12 protein-coding genes are annotated in these 16,637 nt (G+C 67.9%); 5 read left to right on the top strand and 7 right to left on the bottom strand.

All coding sequences use genetic code 11. The features are described from left to right. The first annotated feature begins 233 nt into the window (after positions 1 to 233). The 3 genes from ACOZ38_RS14050 to ACOZ38_RS14040 all read left to right on the top strand — a co-directional run bounded on the left by ACOZ38_RS14050 (position 234) and on the right by ACOZ38_RS14040 (position 6,012). On the top strand, positions 234 to 5,432 hold the full coding sequence (locus tag ACOZ38_RS14050) for a ThuA domain-containing protein (protein WP_424530976.1): 5,199 nt from the start codon (positions 234 to 236) through the stop codon (positions 5,430 to 5,432). A gap of 50 nt (positions 5,433 to 5,482) precedes the next feature. After that, complete coding sequence (locus ACOZ38_RS14045) at positions 5,483 to 5,620, top strand: hypothetical protein (RefSeq protein WP_424530975.1); 138 nt, start codon at positions 5,483 to 5,485, stop codon at positions 5,618 to 5,620. A gap of 89 nt (positions 5,621 to 5,709) precedes the next feature. Then, positions 5,710 to 6,012, top strand: coding sequence for a hypothetical protein (locus tag ACOZ38_RS14040; RefSeq protein WP_424530973.1), 303 nt, complete (start codon positions 5,710 to 5,712; stop codon positions 6,010 to 6,012). Between the two features lie 180 nt (positions 6,013 to 6,192). On the opposite strand, the gene ACOZ38_RS14035 is transcribed toward ACOZ38_RS14040, so the two are convergent. After that, the gene (locus ACOZ38_RS14035; RefSeq protein ID WP_424530971.1) at positions 6,193 to 8,316 is read right to left on the bottom strand and encodes a hypothetical protein; all 2,124 of its coding nucleotides are present in this window, start codon (positions 8,314 to 8,316) and stop codon (positions 6,193 to 6,195) included. Between the two features lie 101 nt (positions 8,317 to 8,417). Here ACOZ38_RS14035 and ACOZ38_RS14030 point away from each other — a divergent pair. Continuing rightward, a protein-coding gene (locus ACOZ38_RS14030) for an IS3 family transposase (RefSeq protein ID WP_424530970.1) occupies positions 8,418 to 9,883 on the top strand; the annotation gives its coding sequence in 2 pieces (ribosomal slippage) (positions 8,418 to 8,805 and positions 8,805 to 9,883; 1,467 coding nt in all). A gap of 1,064 nt (positions 9,884 to 10,947) precedes the next feature. Here ACOZ38_RS14030 and ACOZ38_RS14025 read toward each other — a convergent pair. Together ACOZ38_RS14025 and ACOZ38_RS14020 are read right to left on the bottom strand one after the other, a co-directional pair. Continuing rightward, entirely contained in the window at positions 10,948 to 11,307 is a 360-nt protein-coding gene (locus ACOZ38_RS14025; RefSeq protein WP_424530968.1) for a DUF397 domain-containing protein, read from the bottom strand. Continuing rightward, positions 11,298 to 12,200 (bottom strand): helix-turn-helix domain-containing protein, encoded by a 903-nt coding sequence (locus ACOZ38_RS14020; protein ID WP_424530966.1) that lies wholly within the window; start codon positions 12,198 to 12,200, stop codon positions 11,298 to 11,300. The genes ACOZ38_RS14025 and ACOZ38_RS14020 overlap by 10 nt, the downstream gene beginning before the upstream one ends. Before the next feature lie 185 nt (positions 12,201 to 12,385). On the opposite strand from ACOZ38_RS14020, the gene ACOZ38_RS14015 reads away from it, so the two are divergent. Next, positions 12,386 to 12,799: an ATP-binding protein gene (locus ACOZ38_RS14015; protein ID WP_424530964.1), complete on the top strand. Its 414-nt coding sequence runs from the start codon at positions 12,386 to 12,388 to the stop codon at positions 12,797 to 12,799. A 501-nt stretch (positions 12,800 to 13,300) separates the two neighbouring features. Here ACOZ38_RS14015 and ACOZ38_RS14010 read toward each other — a convergent pair. Genes ACOZ38_RS14010 through ACOZ38_RS13995 form a run of 4 tightly spaced genes read right to left on the bottom strand, consistent with a single transcriptional unit; the run spans position 13,301 to position 16,626 of the window. Further along, positions 13,301 to 14,494 (bottom strand): sensor histidine kinase, encoded by a 1,194-nt coding sequence (locus tag ACOZ38_RS14010; protein WP_424530962.1) that lies wholly within the window; start codon positions 14,492 to 14,494, stop codon positions 13,301 to 13,303. Positions 14,495 to 14,505: 11 nt separating this feature from the next. Next, entirely contained in the window at positions 14,506 to 14,937 is a 432-nt protein-coding gene (locus tag ACOZ38_RS14005; protein ID WP_424530961.1) for an HIT family protein, read from the bottom strand. Further along, positions 14,934 to 16,091, bottom strand: a complete 1,158-nt coding sequence (locus ACOZ38_RS14000; protein WP_424530959.1) for an acyl-CoA dehydrogenase family protein — start codon at positions 16,089 to 16,091, stop codon at positions 14,934 to 14,936. Before ACOZ38_RS14000 ends, ACOZ38_RS14005 begins: the two co-directional genes overlap by 4 nt. Before the next feature lie 13 nt (positions 16,092 to 16,104). After that, the gene (locus tag ACOZ38_RS13995; RefSeq protein ID WP_424530957.1) at positions 16,105 to 16,626 is read right to left on the bottom strand and encodes a MaoC family dehydratase; all 522 of its coding nucleotides are present in this window, start codon (positions 16,624 to 16,626) and stop codon (positions 16,105 to 16,107) included. Between the last annotated feature and the right edge of the window lie 11 nt (positions 16,627 to 16,637).

Genomic DNA, 16,637 nt, shown 5'->3' with positions numbered 1-16,637 from the left:
GCGAACAACTTTCGCTGCCGCCAGCGAAAGTTCTGCGGTTTTGGGCGGACAATCTTCACAAGGCATCAAAAGATGGCTTACTGTCGGGACGATCACCGTGCTCGCCGAGGAACTGTGAGGCGACCGCGCACCGAGGAAGGGACTCCGCCATGCCCCCCAGGCGGCCGACGGCCCGCATCAGAAGTTGGATCGCGCAGACCTGCGCCTTACTCATAACCGCCACAGGCCTGACCGTGCTGACGGTGGCCGCCCCCGCCGAGGCGCACACGGCGGCCATCGACCCCGCCGACTACCAGCGCGTGGAGATGGCCAAGGGCGTCGCCGACATGGGCGAGCCGATGACCATGACCGTGCTGCCCGACCTGTCGGTGCTGCACACCTCGCGCGAAGGGATCCTGCGGCGCACCGACGCGCGCGGCGACACCGCCGTGGTGGGCGCCCTGAACGTCTACACCCACGACGAGGAGGGGCTCCAGGGAGTCGCCGCCGATCCGGGCTTCGCGACCAACCGGTTCGTCTACCTCTACTACGCGCCCCGCCTCAACACCCCCGACGGCGACGCTCCGGCCACCGCGTCCGACTTCTCCGCGTGGAAGGGGGTGAACCGGCTCTCCAGGTTCACGGTCAAGCCCGACTGGACGCTCGACATGGCGAGCGAGGTCAAGGTGCTCGACGTGGCGGCCGACCGGGGTATGTGCTGCCACGTGGGCGGCGACATGGACTTCGACGCCGCGGGCAACCTCTACCTGAGCACCGGCGACGACTCCAACCCCTTCGACTCGGCGGGCTACTCCCCGCTTGACGAGCGGACCGACCGCAACCCCGCCTACGACGCCCAGCGCAGCGCCGGGAACACCAACGACCTGCGCGGCAAGATCCTGCGGATCAAGGTCAAGCCGGATGGGACCTACGACATCCCCGAGGGCAACCTGTTCCCGCCGGGGACCGCGAACACCAGGCCCGAGATCTACGCCATGGGCTTCCGCAACCCGTTCCGGCTGACCGTCGACAAGTCCACCGGCATCGTCTACGTGGGCGACTACGGCCCCGACGCGGGCACCAGCGACCCCAACCGGGGACCGAGCGGCCAGGTCGAGTTCGACCGTGTCACCGGCCCCGGCAACTACGGCTGGCCGTACTGCACGGGCACCAACACGCTGGCCGAGACCTACAACCACTTCACCTTCCCCGCAGGGCCCTCCGGGCAGAAGTACGACTGCGCCGGGGGCGGGCCGAACAACGACTCCTTCCGCAACACCGGCCTGCGCACGCTGCCGCCCGCGCAGCCCGCCTGGATCCGGTACGGCGGTGACGCCGGCTCGCCGCCGGAGTTCGGCGGCGGCTCCGAGTCCCCCATGGGCGGCCCGGTCTACCACTACGACGGCGGCCTGAAGTCCGAGGTGAAGTTCCCCGAGGACCTGGACGGCCACTTCTTCGCCGGTGAGTTCGGCCGGCGCTGGATCAAGGCGATCGACGTCAACGGCGACGGGACACCCGGCGGCATCACGGACTTCCCTTGGACCGGCACCCAGGTGATGGATCTGGCGTTCGGCCCGGACGGCGCGCTGTACGTGCTCGACTACGGCTCGGGCTACTTCGGCGGCGACGCGAACTCCGCCTTGTACCGTTTCGAGTACATCAAGGGCCGCGACCGTGCACCGATCGCCGTGGTCAAGGCCGACAAGACCTCGGGCAGGACCCCGCTGACCGTGACGTTCTCCTCGGCCGGCTCCGCCGATCCGGAGGGCGCCGCACTCACCTACGCCTGGGACTTCGGGGACGGCTCCACCTCCACCGATCCGAACCCGGTCAAGACGTACACGACCGACGGCCAGTACAGCGCGAAGCTCACCGTGAGCGACCCCGCCGGCAACACCGGCAACGCGAGCGTACTGATCACGGTGGGCAACACGGCGCCTACCGTGGCCGTGGAGCTGCCCGGCGAGGGTCAGCTGTTCCAGTGGGGCGACACCGTCCCGTTCAAGATCAAGGTGACCGACCCGGAAGACGGTGACATCGACTGCGCGAAGGTCAAGATGACCTACGTGCTCGGCCACGACAGCCACGGTCACCAGATCACCGCGAAGAACGGCTGCTCGGGCGACCTGACCATCCCGGTCGACGGCGAGCACGACGACGCCGCGAACATCTTCGCGGTGTTCGACGCCGAGTACACCGACAAGGGCGGCCTGACCACGCACACCCAGCACATCCTGCAGCCGCGGCACCGGCAGGCCGAGCACTACACGGCCGCGTCGGGAGTCAACCCCATCAGCAAGGGGCAGGCGCACGGCGGCAAGACGGTGGGTGACATCAACAACGGCGACTGGATCTCGTTCAAGCCGTACGAGCTGACCGACGCCAAGGGAATCACCGCCCGCGTCTCCTCCGGCGGGAAGGGCGGCACCATCCTGGTGCGCGCCGGATCGCCTACCGGCACCCTGCTGGGCAAGGTGAGCGTGCCGGTGACCGGCGGCTGGGAGACCTTCGTCGACGTCTCCGCGCCCCTGTCGAACGCACCCGCCGGAACGACACAGCTCTACCTGTTCTTCAAGGGCAATGACGGCGCGCTCTTCGACGTGGACGACTTCACGCTGACGGCCGGGCCGCCGAGCGGGGGCCCGGTCATCGGCCCCATCACCGGCGTCGGCGGCAAGTGCCTCGACATCGCCGGCGCCAACCCGGCCAACGGCACCAACGTGCAGCTCTGGGAGTGCAACGACACCGGGGCTCAGGTCTGGACGGTCAGCGGATCCACGATCCGGTCACTCGGCAAGTGCCTGGACGTCGACGGCGGCCGTACCGCCGACGGCACCAGGGTCCAGATCTGGGACTGCGTCGCCGGTGTCGGCGCGCAGAACTGGACCATCGGGTCGGACGGCACGCTGAAGAACCCGCAGTCGGGCAAGTGCCTCGACGGGTCGAACGCCGGGCAGATGGTCATCAAGACCTGTGACGGCAGCGACGCCCAGAAGTGGAAGACGCCGGGCAGCGGCGGCGCCGGCGGCGAGGGCGACGTCCTGGTCTTCTCGCGTACGGCCGGCTTCCGGCACGACTCGATCCCGGCCGGCATCCAGGCCATCAAGGACCTGGGGTTCAAGGTCACCGCGACCGAGGACCCGGGTGCCTTCACCACCGGCAACCTCGCCAAGTACAAGGCGGTGGTCTTCCTCAGCACCACCGGCGACGTGCTCGACGACGCCCAGCAGGCCGCCTTCGAGTCCTACATCAAGGCGGGCGGCGGCTACGTCGGCGTGCACGCCGCGGCCGACACCGAGTACGACTGGCCGTTCTACGGCGGCCTGGTCGGCGCGTGGTTCGCGTCCCACCCGGCGATCCAGCCGGCCACCGTCAAGGTGGAGGACCGTGCCCACGCGGCCACCGCCCACCTCGGCTCCCTCTGGAACCGCACCGACGAGTGGTACGACTACCGCTCCAATGCCCGTAGCACCGCCCACGTGCTGGCCTCTCTCGACGAGTCCTCGTACTCCGGCGGCGGCATGGGTGCCGACCACCCGATCGCCTGGTGCAAGACCTACGAAGGCGGACGGTCGTTCTACACCGGCGGCGGGCACACCGCCTCGTCCTTCGCCGAGCCGGAGTTCCGGCAGCACCTGCTCGGCGGCATCAACTACGCCATGGGCAACGCCAAGGCGGACTGCCGTCCCGAGACCGGCTACACCTCGATCTACAACGGCAGCACGACCGGCTGGTCGCAGGCCGGGCCGGGCGGCTTCACCAACGCCGACGGCACCCTCACCTCGCACGGCGGCCTCGGCATGCTCTGGTACAAGGCGAAGGAGTACCACTCCTACTCGCTGAAGCTGGACTGGAGGATGCGCGGCGACGACAACTCCGGTGTCTTCGTCGGCTTCCCGGCCTCCGACGACCCGTGGTCGGCGGTGGACAACGGCTACGAGATCCAGATCGACGCCACGGACGTCCCGGAGAAGACCACAGGCTCGGTCTACGGGTTCAAGTCGGCGGATCTGACCGCCCGCGACCAGGCGCTCAACCCGCCGGGGCAGTGGAACACCTACGAGATCCGCGTCGAAGGTGAGCGTCTGCAGATCTTCCTCAACGGCGTGAAGATCAACGACTTCACCAACACCGACCCTGCCCGCTCGCTCCAGCAGGGGTACGTCGGCATCCAGAACCACGGCGACGGTGACGAGGTGGCGTTCCGGAACATCCGGATCAAGGAACTCGGCCCCGCGACCGGTGACGTCACGGTTCAGGCCGAGAACTGGACGGAGGCGAACGGCGTGCAGCCCTACCCGCACGCCCCGGCGCACGGCGGCAGCGTGCTCGGCTTCGTCAACCCCGGCGACTGGGCGGCGTACGACGGTGTGGACCTCACCGGTGTCACCGGCTTCACGGCCCGGGTGGCCTCACCCAACCCGTCCGGCGGCTTCGAGATCCGCACCGGTTCACCGACCGGGCCCGTGCTCGGCAGCGTCACCGTTCCGAACACCGGCGGCTGGGAGTCCTACGCCGACGTCTCCACGCCGCTCACGAACGTCCCTTCCGGGAGCACCAAGCTCTACCTGGTGTTCACCGGAGCGGACTTCGACGTGGACGACTTCACGCTCGTCCGCGGCCCGAAGGACACGAAGGCGCCGGTGACCAAGGCCGCCCTGGACCCGGCGGAGCAGCCCACCGGCTGGTACACCGCACCGGTGACGGTCACGCTCACGGCGACCGACGAGGGTTCCGGGGTCGACAAGACCGAGTACAAGGTGGACGACGGCGAGTGGGCCGCCTACACCACCCCGTTCAAGGTCGCGAGCGACGGCGCCCACAAGGTGTCCTTCCGCTCGAAGGACAAGGCCGGAAACCAGGAGGAGGCCAAGGACGTCACGCTGAAGCTGGACGCCACCAAGCCCGTGCTGACCATCGGCGGGCTGAACGCCGACGGGAACTACGGCGACAGCGCCCAGATCACCGTCACCGCCGAGGGCAAGGACGGAGGGTCGGGGATCGACACCGTGACCGCCACGCTCGACGACAGGGAACTGCAGCTCGGTAAGCCTCTCGATCTGACGGCCGTCACGCTCGGCGCGCACACCGTCAAGGTGACCGCCAGGGACAAGGCCGGCAACACGACCGAGCAGGCCAGGACCCTGACGGTGACCACGTCGTTCGGCGATCTCACGACCCTGCTCGACAGGTTCGCCGTCAAGGGCTCGCTCGGGAGCCGGCTTCGCAACTACCTGAAGTCGGCGAGCACAAGCTACGAGAAGGGCCACACCGACCAGGCGCTGCATCACCTGGGCAAGTTCCAGGACAGAGCCGCCGAGGTGGCCAACGCGGCGGACCGAGCGGTGCTGGTCCGCGACGCGGACGCTCTGATCGTCCACCTGGGCGGCAAGGCGTCCGCCGAGGGGATCGCCGCCAACGGCGGACGCCTCCTCCCGGAAATGGCGAGGTGACCATCCGGACGTAGTGGGCCGGTGGGCCCGTCACCCGGTCCGATGATCGGGTGACGGGTTCCCCGGTGCACGTGCGGCTCGTGGCGGGCACGCCCGCCGGCTTCAAGGTGTACGCCGACAGAAGATACGTGCGCCCCGCCTTCGGCCCGGGTGTCTACACCGCCGCGCCCGACCCACCACTCCCTTGACAGGCACCCGCAAACGCTAACTACCCGGCCTTGGGGGAGCCTCACGGAGGCCATCCTCGTCCAACTGGTCTGTAGCAGTAAGGACGTCGATGGCAACTGTAGAGGGCCCTGACCCCCACCCCAAATGCGATCACCATGCGGAACGGGCTACTGACGCGGAGGAATCGCTGCTCTCGCCACGATCGCTATCCATCATCATTGCCGCTGCGGCAATCGGCATGATCGTCGGGATCGGAAGCGGGGCGGCGGCCGGGCTTGCCGTGGTCACCACTGCCGGAGCAGCCTGGGCGGTCGCCCTCGGCCTCATCACCGGGATCGACTCGGCCTTGCTGGCGGGCCTGGCTGCTGCCGGAGGCCTCTATGTACTTATCAACAGGAAGACCCGTAAGTAGCAACGCCTCCGTGATCGGACACATGCCAGCAGGCCATCGTCGTCCGTGTAGAAACGATCATTCTAAGCCGGGCAAACCGACGCGCTTGATGGCCGCCCGCAAGAAGACTCCGGGCAGCGCAACGACCTGGAGGCGGGCATGGCCAAGTACCTGTCCTGGAGAACTACAAGGTCGCCTGAGTCATGTGGTTCGGCGCGCCAATCGCCGGACCGAATATCGGTGGTCCTTCAGAAGGAGGTCGAGCACATCCGGTGCTGGAAGGTCGGATTCTCCGAGAGCCTCGGCCATGGTCCGCCGCACGATCGCGGCCGAGTCGCGAGCGAGACGTTGCCCGATCCGTTCATCACGATGTTCCGGAATCCTCGCCCAACGAGAGGCGGCCAGCGCACGGACAGCCGAGTGGGGATGCCCGATGAGCACCGTGGGTGAAGTTAGATTGGAGCTCACAGGGAGCCAGCACAGGGCTGTCGCCACGTCGTGAACAGTCCGATCGTCCGCGGAACTCATGATGCTGATGCCGAGCCTGTCGACCTGCGGAGCCTGATCGTCGCGGCAGGTGACACTCGCCAACCGCAGGCCGGCGAGGGGGAGGTTGCCGGTGCCGAGGTCAATGCGGAACAGGCTGAGGGGATGAGAAGCGGCGAACGGGCCGTGGTAGGCGGTGGCGTCCTCCTCTCCCCGTGCGAAGGACATGCCCAGCTCGAAGAGGCGCTCGCGCGTCGGCGGTGACAGCGACTCGGCCAAGGTGGCGAGCCCCGCCATCGCCTCGCATCTATTCGACGACACCTCCTTACGGTCCTGCGCCCGAACGACCAGGGCCTCAGCAACCTCTTCCCGGTCACGTTCAGGCAGTGTCGTAACGAGTGCTGCCTGCTTGCCGAGACCACCCGCGTAGTCGATCCTGCCTGACTGGCGGTTGTAGGGAGTAAGCAGCCGGTCGCGGGCCTCGACGGCCGTTGTCGTGTCGGAAGGCTGCCGGCCCATGCGCACCAGCAGCCGAGCCGCCGTTGGATTTCCCGGTGCCAATGCCTCCAACCGTTGGGCGAAGATGTCCGCACGTGCGGCGATGGCGGCACTCGCGAGCCTCAGCACGTACTGGGCCGCCGAACCATCGGAGCTGATCATCTGGATCAGTTGGTCAGCCGCCCGTTCGCCTAGGCTCTCGTGTCCGAAGAGAATCCCGGCCAGCGCGGTGATGTGGTCTTGGTCGCTGAAGTAGTACTTGCCGTCGTCGCGCGGGGCCCATGGACTAAGACTTTCCAGCAGCCGGGAGGCCGGGGCTGTGGTGCCCCTCTCGATGAGCGCGGCAAGGAGTTTGAGCGCGGCCAATCCCGAAGACGGCCCCACCTGGCTCTGCCTGACGCGTCCTGCGCAGTAGCCCTCCCATTCGTTCAGCGCGATGTCCACCAAATCGTCGACCTGGTCGTCAGGGATCAGATCGCTCTGCCCGGCCGTTCCGATGAAGCCGACGGCTCGGTGGTGCGGCATGTGATTAGTGAGAGTTGAGGTCAGGTCGAGGTACTCGTCTTCCAGACCGCCGAGGATCTTCACCACCGGCTCGCTCTGACCGCAGCGGGCGTAGAGGTGTGCCGCCCGTGCGGGTTCTTTGGACTGGGCGTAGATCTCGGCCAGTAGGTCGAGGGCGTACTCCTCAGTGGCGTAGTGGGCGGAGACGACCGCGGTGTGCCGAGCTCGGCGGGCGCCGTGGGCTGCGCGTGCGTACTTCTGGCGTCTCAGCGCGGTGGCCGCGTCCTCAAGGTGGTTCCTGCGCCGGTCGAGCAGAGGGGTTCCGCCGCTGGCGCGCATGGCCTGGGCCAGTGGATGGGTCTCCTTCCACTCTTTGTCCGGACCATAGATGGACATGCAGGAGCGGACGGCGTACAGCCATTCGGCGGTGTCGTCTCCTAGACCCTCGAAGGCGCCTTCGTGGATGGCGTCCCACCACATCTCGATCGCCGCGTCGGCCTCACCGACGAGGGTCAGGTGACGGGCATATCGCGCCCGGACGAGCGCACCCTCCCGCGGAGGCAGCTGTCTGCGCTTGGCGGATACGATGATGTCCTGCCAGTCCCCCGTCACGTCCGCGACCACGAGGTTGAGCCTGGTGCGGAGGAGCCCGGACGTTTGGCCGATCGCCGCGGTGATGGCGGGCAGACGTGCCATGACCACTTCGGGCTGCTTGCTGGCGATCGCGGCCTCGCCAAGGATCAAGATGTACTTAGGCAGGTGGTCGTCTGCCAGGTCGGCCAAGGCGTCGACCGCCGTCGCAAGTGATGTCAGATCGTCCAGGGCATGCCACGTCATGGTGTGGACCGCTAATGCCCTCTCTGTCAGACTCTCGTGAGACTTGGGGACGAAGTAGTCTTCTGTGACTCAATCAGGGCGAGAACAGGATCTTTTAGACAGTGACTTTGACAGTGGCCGACCTCCGCGGTGATCTCACCGATGATGGTGGGGTGGGCAAGGGTGACGGACCTCGATCGGATCGGCCGAAGCGGCGCTCGTTCACGCCGGAGTACAAGCTGGCGATGGTCGAGGCCTACGACGCGGCGACCGAGCCGGGCGCCAAGGGCGCGTTGCTGCGCCGCGAGGGGCTGTATCACTCCCACATCATCGAGTGGCGCAAGGCCCGCGATGCGGGAGCGTTGAACGCTTTGGCGGCCAAGCCATCCGGGCCGAAGACGCGTAAGAGCGAGGCCGAGAAGGAGAACGAGCGGCTGCGGGCGCGGGCGGAGAAGGCCGAGCGGGAGCTGGCCAAGACCAAGGCGGCGCTGGAGATCATGGGAAAAGCGCACGCGCTCTTGGAACTGCTCTCCGAGAGCGCGGACAACGACGCGCCGCCCAGGAAGTGATCGACGAGGCGTTCACCGCCTTGGAGCCCGTGCTCGGTGTGACCGCGGCGTGCGCCCTGTCAGGCAAGTCGCGGGCCACCGTGCACCGCCACCGCCATCCCGCGCCGGTGATGCTCGGCCCGCGCCCGGCACCGGCGCCGCACCCGGCGGCGTTGAGCCGGGATGAGCGGGCGCGGGTGCTGGCCGTCTTACACTCGGCCCGGTTCGTCGACAAGGCGCCCGCGCAGGTGTGGGCCACGCTGCTGGACGAGGGCGTCTACCTGTGTTCGATCTCCACCATGTACCGGCTGCTGCGCGGTTGCGGTGAGGTGCGTGAGCGCCGGCGCCAGGCCACGCACGCGGCCAGGGTGCGGCCCGAGCTGGTCGCCCGCGGCCCCTCCCAGGTTTTCACCTGGGACATCACCAAACTGAAGGGGCCGGTCAAGGGCGTCTACTACGACCTGTACGTCATGCTCGACATCTACTCGCGCTACGTCGTGCACTGGGAGGTCCACGCCCGCGAGAGTGCCGAGCTGGCCGAGCAGTTCATCGCCGCGGCCATGGGCGCCAACGGCGGCCAGGCGCCCGCGCATGTGCACGCCGACCGGGGCACCTCGATGACCTCCAAGCCGGTCGCGGCGCTGCTGGCCGACCTGAACATCGCGCAAAGCCACAGCCGGCCCCGGGTGTCCAACGACAACCCCTACTCCGAAGCACAGTTCCGGACGCTGAAGTACTGCCCGGCCTTCCCCGAGCAGTTCGGCTCGATCGCTCACGCCCGCGCCTTCTGCCAGGAGTTCTTCACCTACTACAACCACGAGCACCGGCACTCGGGTATCGGCCTGCACACCCCGGCCTCGGTCCATCTGGGCACCGCCGGCCAGATCCGGACCGAGCGGGCACGCACGCTCCAGGCCGCCTACGCCGCCAACCCCGGCCGGTTCCGCCGCGAGCCCACTCCGCCCAGCCTGCCCAAAACCGTCTGGATCAACGAACCCGTCGAGGAGGAAACCAGCTCCGATATAGAACAAGTCGCCTGAAACGTCTCAAACGGTTTGACAGCTACCGATGCGGCGGCGGCGCGCTCCTTCGCAGGAGAGTTCAGCTCTCCCGTGTGGGCGAGCTCACTGAGACGGTGTCGGACACCGGTGTCCTCGTCGGGGCCCTCGGTGTGCGAGTAGCGTTCGACGATGTCGGCGTACAGTATCGCGGCGCTGTCGCAATCGCCGCCGGATTGCAGCGCGGCACCGGCACGAGTGCGCATCAGAAGGGCGTGGCCCCGGTAACCACCATTCTCCAGTGACTCTGCGATCTCTTGGAAGAGAGCCGCAGCCTGGAGGGGTCGGTCGGTTTCGTTGGCCGTCGCGGTGTCGAACTTCTCGGCCAGACCAGGGAGCGCCTCAACCGGGCCTCGCGCCAGCGCGTTCGCATGGATCATGCCGGGGAGAGCGTCAGGAGCGTCGCCGAACAGCAGAGTCCGCGAAAGGTTGAGCTTCCGGTGAGCGATCCAGCGCAGGTCGGGGTCGCTGAGCCGAGCGGCGAGAGTGCGACCGTCGAAGATGTCGAAGTCGAGACCGTGCTCCTGCCGCGCCCACTGCTGGAGATCGTGCCGGACCGCCGTGGTCACGTCGTGAACAATGAAAACGTTGACCTCGTCGACCTCACGGCCCTTCACCACTTTGCTGATGTCTTCTTTGATCTTGGTTGGTATTGAGCCAGCCTGCAGCGTGCACGCGAAGACGATCAGCCGACCGGTCTTGTCCGAGCCCGGAAGGCTGGGGATGTAGCTGCGGAAGCTCTCGAAGTCGCGGCCCTGATCGCCGCCGGCGGACACCGGACCGGTGGCGACGGTGATGTTGTGGGTGATCCTGGCTCGCGCGAACTCACGGCAGATGTCCTCGAACGTGTGGTGGCCGTTGCTTCCAGACAGCTTCAGCAAGGCCCCGTGGATCTCCTCGGTGACCACGTCGGGCGTCTCGTCGAGCCAGGGTCGTGACATGGGTGCTGAGAGTAGTCAGCGTGACCGACAAACTCTCACGAAAGCTTCTGGTCGCCCTTCACCGACGCGATGAGCAGCTGGGCCACATCGACCACTTCCAACGTCTCAACCGCCGAAACCGCGATCGTGGCCGTGACCGATGCGGTCCGCATCGTGCTGGCGCACTACGTCGAGGATGCCGAGGTGTCGCTGCGCCGATACCGCCTCGTCGGTCGCGTTCCGGCGCTGCGCGCCCAGGAGATCGCCAGCGTCGCTCGCTACTAGTCTAAGGGCGTCGTCACCGATTCTGAGGTGGCCGATGAAGGCATGCCACTCAGCAGGGGGAAAGACCAGTGCTGGGCCGCCGTGGTCCTTGGAGTCACGTACGGCGATGGCGCCAGGAAGATTGGTCGCCACCTCGACGCAGTGTCCGCCGTCAGATCCGGAGCGGCTGGACTTGCGCCACCGTGCGTCGCTCAGATCCATTGCTTCATCACTTCCTCGATGACTTTCACGGACAGATGCTGCGGGTATGTCTCGGCACGGATGGCGTCGTAACGCTTGATGAGCTGACTTACCGTCTCCCGGTCCTCAATCGTCCGTCCTCGCGGGGAGCAGTCGACATAGGCAGCATGGGGAGAATTGTGTTGTTCTGCCAGGACGAAGGCGCTGAGCAGCCCGCAGGTCGATTCTGCGCTGTACGGCACGATTTGAATCGTCACCCTGGGGTGGCTTGCGATCTCCAGCAGGTAGGCCAGTTGCTCTCCCATGACCGCTGAACCACCGATGGGTCTACGGAGCACACCCTCGTCGATCAGTGCGAAGATCGTGGCCGGATCCTCGCCCGACAGGATCGACAGACGCCTCATCCGTCCAGCGACCTGCTGGTCCACTTGTTCTGTCGTGATGCCAGGCTCCCCGACGATGATGCGTCGAGCATAGGTCTGGGTCTGGAAGAGGCCCGGTATCAATAGGGGATCCCAGATGCGCAGCGTTGTCGCCTCCTGTTCGATGTCGAGCCATGGACGGAAGTGCTCGGCATCCGTCTCCCGCCGAGCGATGGCGCTGAGCCGAGTCAGAACGCCATCCAGACCCAGCGCTTGATCGCATCTCTCGGCGAATACCTTCTCGGGTCGACGTACCGCTCGTTCGACCATGCCGACCATGCTTGTAGAGAACATGATCTTTTTCGCCAGTTGGTTCTGTGTCAGTTGTGCCGCTTCACGATAGCGACGCAACTCGTAGCCGAAGAGCGCCAGAGGCGAGGTGTCTGGGTGCAGCACGACCGGTTGAGGCACGGCCCCTCCCTTGGGCGAATGAGATGGGGTGGCGCTGGTAGCACCGGGCAGCACACAAGAATCGTGCACACCCTGTGTCATCGATTGACTCCCTAGCGTATCCATGGCGCGTCAGGCTTGGAGGGCAAATTTCTTCCTTCCGTGACCTGTGACTGCGGAGATGGATCTCGATGCCACAAGACGCCTGCATTCCTGGTGCCATCCCGCAGTCGCCGAAGACGAAACGAGGTGACATGGCGACACAAGGCCTTCTGGGAGCAATCGATTTGGTCGGGGTCCCGGAGTCGGTGGCGCGGGCTCGGGCGTTCGTGCGTGAGGTGCTGGGGCGCGCGCATCCGGTGCTGGACGAGGTCGTGCTCCTCGTGTCCGAGCTGGTCACGAACAGCGTCACGCATTCGGACTCGCGTAGGGGCGGGCAGGTGACGCTCGCGGTGAGCGAGGTTGACGACACCGTCCATGTCGAGGTCCTCGACTCGGGATCCGACAGCGAGCCGAGAGTCCACGACGAGCCGTACGGCGAAGGCGGTCGTGGGTTGTTCCTGGTGGACGCCCTCTCCGAGCGGTGGGGCATCTATAGGGACGGCGCCGGCCGGGTGGTCTGGTTCGCCCTCAGATTCCGAGGGCCAGGGTCGATCAACGCCGTACCCGGAATTGGTCCAGAAGTTCGGGCTGGGAGTTGAGGCGCGGCCAGCCGGGTGCCGGGGGATGTCGGGTCGTGCCGGAGGTTCCTCGTAACCATCCCACCCGGCACCTCGTAATCTGGCCCACCCCGCATCCATTTGGGTGGTGCACCGGGGCTGCCCACCCGAGCAGTGGCCTGCCTTGGTCGCCGCAGATGGGGTGGGCGCTGCTGGCCCCCCGTTCTATTGGCACCAGGCTTCCCTCCCGGAGCACAGCCGCACGCCCCGCCCCGCGCTCCACCCACCTCCCGCCACTCGGGTGGGCACTGCTCGGGTGGGCAGCCCTGGTGCACCACCCACGTGGATGCCGGGTGGGCTATCTACAAACCACACAAACGCTCACAGAAGCCCGTCCCGACGAGGCACGAGCGAGAGGCGGAATCATGGGCCCTCCCGTGACCCGGGTGACGTGGTGGGCCGGGTGTTTCCCACCCGGGCCGTGGCCTGTCCACAACACGGGAAGGGGGACGCTCCGGCATGAAGGACCGGCTGGTGGGTCCGTCAGACGGAGACGCCCTGTTTGTACTTGGGGAGGCGGACGCTGATCTTGGCGCCGGCGCCCTGGGCCGTCTCCACGACCAGGCCGTACTCGTCGCCGTAGACCTGGCGGAGCCGCTCGTCCACGTTGGCGAGGCCGACCCCGCCCGCGCCCGAGCGCTCGTCGGGGTCGCCGGACAGGATGCGCCGCAGCCGCTCGGGGTCCATGCCGATGCCGTCGTCCTCCACGCTGATCAGGCACTCCGAGCCCGCGTCCTCCGCGATGATCGTGATGCGGCCGACCCCGTCCTTGCTCTCCAGCCCGTGCCGCACGGCGTTCTCCACCAGCGGCTGCAGGCAGAGGAAGGGCACCGCCACGGGCAGCACCTCCGGCGCGATGCGCAGCGTCACCCGGAGCTGGTCGCCGAAGCGGGCGCGCTCCAGGGTGAGGTAGCGGTCGATCGAGCGCAGCTCCTCGGCGAGCGTGGTGAACTCGCCGTGCCGCCTGAAGGAGTAGCGGGTGAAGTCCGCGAAGTCCAGCAGCAGCTCCCTGGCCCGCTCGGGGTCGGTGCGCACGAAGGAGGCGATCGTGGTCAGCGAGTTGTAGATGAAGTGCGGGGAGATCTGCGCCCGCAGCGCCCGCACCTCGGCCTCCATGAGCAGGGTGCGCGAGCGGTCGAGCTCGGCCAGCTCCAGCTGGGAGTCGACCCAGGTGGCGACCTCCTGCGTGGCGCGCACCAGGCCCGCCGAGGCGTGGTCTCCGTAGGCCGCCAGCGAGCCCACCACCCGGTCGTCTGTGGTCAGCGGCACCACCACGGCGTACCTGACCGGGCACTCGGGCAGGTCGCAGGAGACCGCGTCGGGGCCGAGCACCTGGATGCGGCCGTCGCGGAGGGTCTCGGCGGCGTTGGCGAAGGCGTTCCGCGCGTGGTGGTCGCCCGCGCCGTCGTAGACCAGCAGCTCCTCGCCGTTGGTGATCGCGATGGCGGGCGAGCCGAGCAGCTCGCGCAGGTAGCGCGAGGCCTTCAGCGCCCCGGCCGCCGTCAGGCCCGCCCGCAGCGGCGGCGCGGCGAGGGAGGCGGTGTGCAGGGTCTCGAAGGTGGCGCGCTCGGCCGGGCTGGTGCCGAGCTCGCGCCGCCCGCGCAGCACCCGCCACAGCACCACGGCCGGGACCCCGACGAGGACCAGGAGCACGGGCACGGCCAGGAGCGGTTCCACGCCGCCGGAGCCTACTCCACGAAGCCCTCGCCGAGGGCCTTGCGGATCTTCACGGCGTACGACGCGGCCTCGTCGTCGGCCTCGTACTTCACGCGGGGCCAGAAGAAGCCGCGCAGGCCGTCCTTGCGGTTGCGGGGGACGACGTGCGCGTGCAGGTGCGGCACGCTCTGGCTGACGCGGTTGTTCATCGCCACGAAGCTGCCCGCCGCCCCGAGGCCCTCCTCGACGGCGCGGGCGACCGCCTGGACGCGCGCGAAGTACGGACCGACCGCCTCGGCGGGCAGGTCGGTGAGGGTCTCGACGTGCTCCCTCGGGATGACGAGCACGTGCCCCTTGAACACCGGCCGGGCGTCGAGGAACGCCACGGCCACCTCGTCGGCGAGCACGACGTGGGCGGGCACGGCGCCCGAGGAGATCCCGCAGAACGGGCACGCGTCGGTCACCAGCCGAGCTTAGCGGCGCCGGACAGGAGCGAGCGCGCGATGACCATGCGCTGGACGTCGTTGGTGCCCTCGCCGATGGCCATGAGGGGGGCGTCGCGGTAGAGGCGCTCGACCACGTACTCCTGGGAGTAGCCGTAGCCGCCGTGGATGCGCATGGACTCCATGGTCACCCGGAGCGCCACCTCGGAGGCGAAGTACTTGGCCATCGCGGCCTCGGTGTTCACCGCACCGGCCGCGGACCGGTCGGCCGCCCAGTAGGTGAGCAGCCTGGCGGCCTGGATGTCGGTGGCCATGTCGGCGAGCTTGAGCTGGATGGCCTGGAAGTCCGCGATGGGCCGGCCGAAGGCCTGCCGCTCCCTCGCGTAGCCGAGCGCCGCCTCGTAGGCGCATTGGGAGACGCCGACCGCGCGGGCCGCGATGTTGATCCGCCCGAGCTCCAGCGCCGAGAGCACCTGCTGCATGCCCCGCCCCTCGGTCCCGCCGAGCAGGCTGGAGGCGGGGACCCGGACGCCGTCGAGGACGACCTCGCAGGTCTCGGTGCCCTTGTAGCCGAGCTTCGGCAGGTCCCGGCCGACGGTGAAGCCCCGGTCGGCGTCCACGAGCAGCACCGACATCCCCCGGTGGGCGGGCTCGGTGATCGAGGTCTTCACGAGCACCGGCAGCGGGTCGGCGTGCCTGGCGTTGGTGATCCACGTCTTGGTGCCATGGATGACGTACTCGTCGCCGTCCCGCTCCGCCCGGGTCTGGATGCCCTGCAGGTCGGTGCCCGCCCCCGGCTCGGTGAGGGCGATGCCCGTACGGCGGGCCCCGGTGGCGAGGTCGGGCAGGTAGGCGGCCCGCTGCTCCTCTGTGCCGTACTTGGCGATCATCCAGGAGGCGAGCGAGTGGGAGCCGAGCACCCCCGCCACGCCCATCCAGCCCCTGGCGATCTCCTCGAAGACCAGGGCGAACGACACCCGGTCGAGGTCGAGCCCGCCGTACTCCTCGGGGATCGAGATGCCGAACAGGCCGAGCCGCCTGAAGCCCTGGACGATCTCCTCGGGATAGCGCCCCTCGCGCTCCCACTCGGAGGCGACCGGCACGATCTCCTTCTCGACGAACTCCCTGAGGGTACGCCGGAACAGGTCCTGGTCCTCGTTCAGCTCGAAATCCATGGGGGCGCCCGATCTATTCGCTCTGGAGGGGGCCGGTCTTCGCCCGGGGGAAGTAGCCCTTGTCGTGCGGGGCGTCCCGCTTGTAGACCATGACGGACCTGCGCCACGACATGACCTCGTCGCCGTCCTGGTTGAGGCCGCGCGTGCGGCAGGTGACGATCCCGGCGTACGGCCGCGACCTGGACTCGCGCTTGTCCAGCACGATCGACTCCGCGTACAGGGTGTCGCCGACGAACACCGGGTGGGTGAGCCTGATCTCCTCCCACCCGAGGTTCATCATCGCGTTCTGGCTGACGTCCATGACCGAGATGCCGAGCACGATGGCCACCGACAGCCCGGAGTTCACGATGATCTTCCCCACCGGGGCCCTGGCGGCGAAGTGCGCGTTGAAGTGGTTCTGGTTGGTGTTCATGGTCAGCAGCGTGAACCACGTGTTGTCGGCCTCGTTGATCGTCCGGCCCAGCGGGTGCTGGTACACGTCGCCGACGGTGAAGTCCTCGTAGTAGCGCCCGATGCGGGCCTCGTGCACGGTCACACGGCCAGCCT

The sequence above is a fragment of the Sphaerisporangium viridialbum genome (genome assembly GCF_049674955.1).
GTDB lineage: Bacteria > Actinomycetota > Actinomycetes > Streptosporangiales > Streptosporangiaceae > Sphaerisporangium > Sphaerisporangium viridialbum.
Note: the sequence above shows the minus strand (reverse complement) of the source record. Positions and strands in the feature narration are given on the sequence as shown.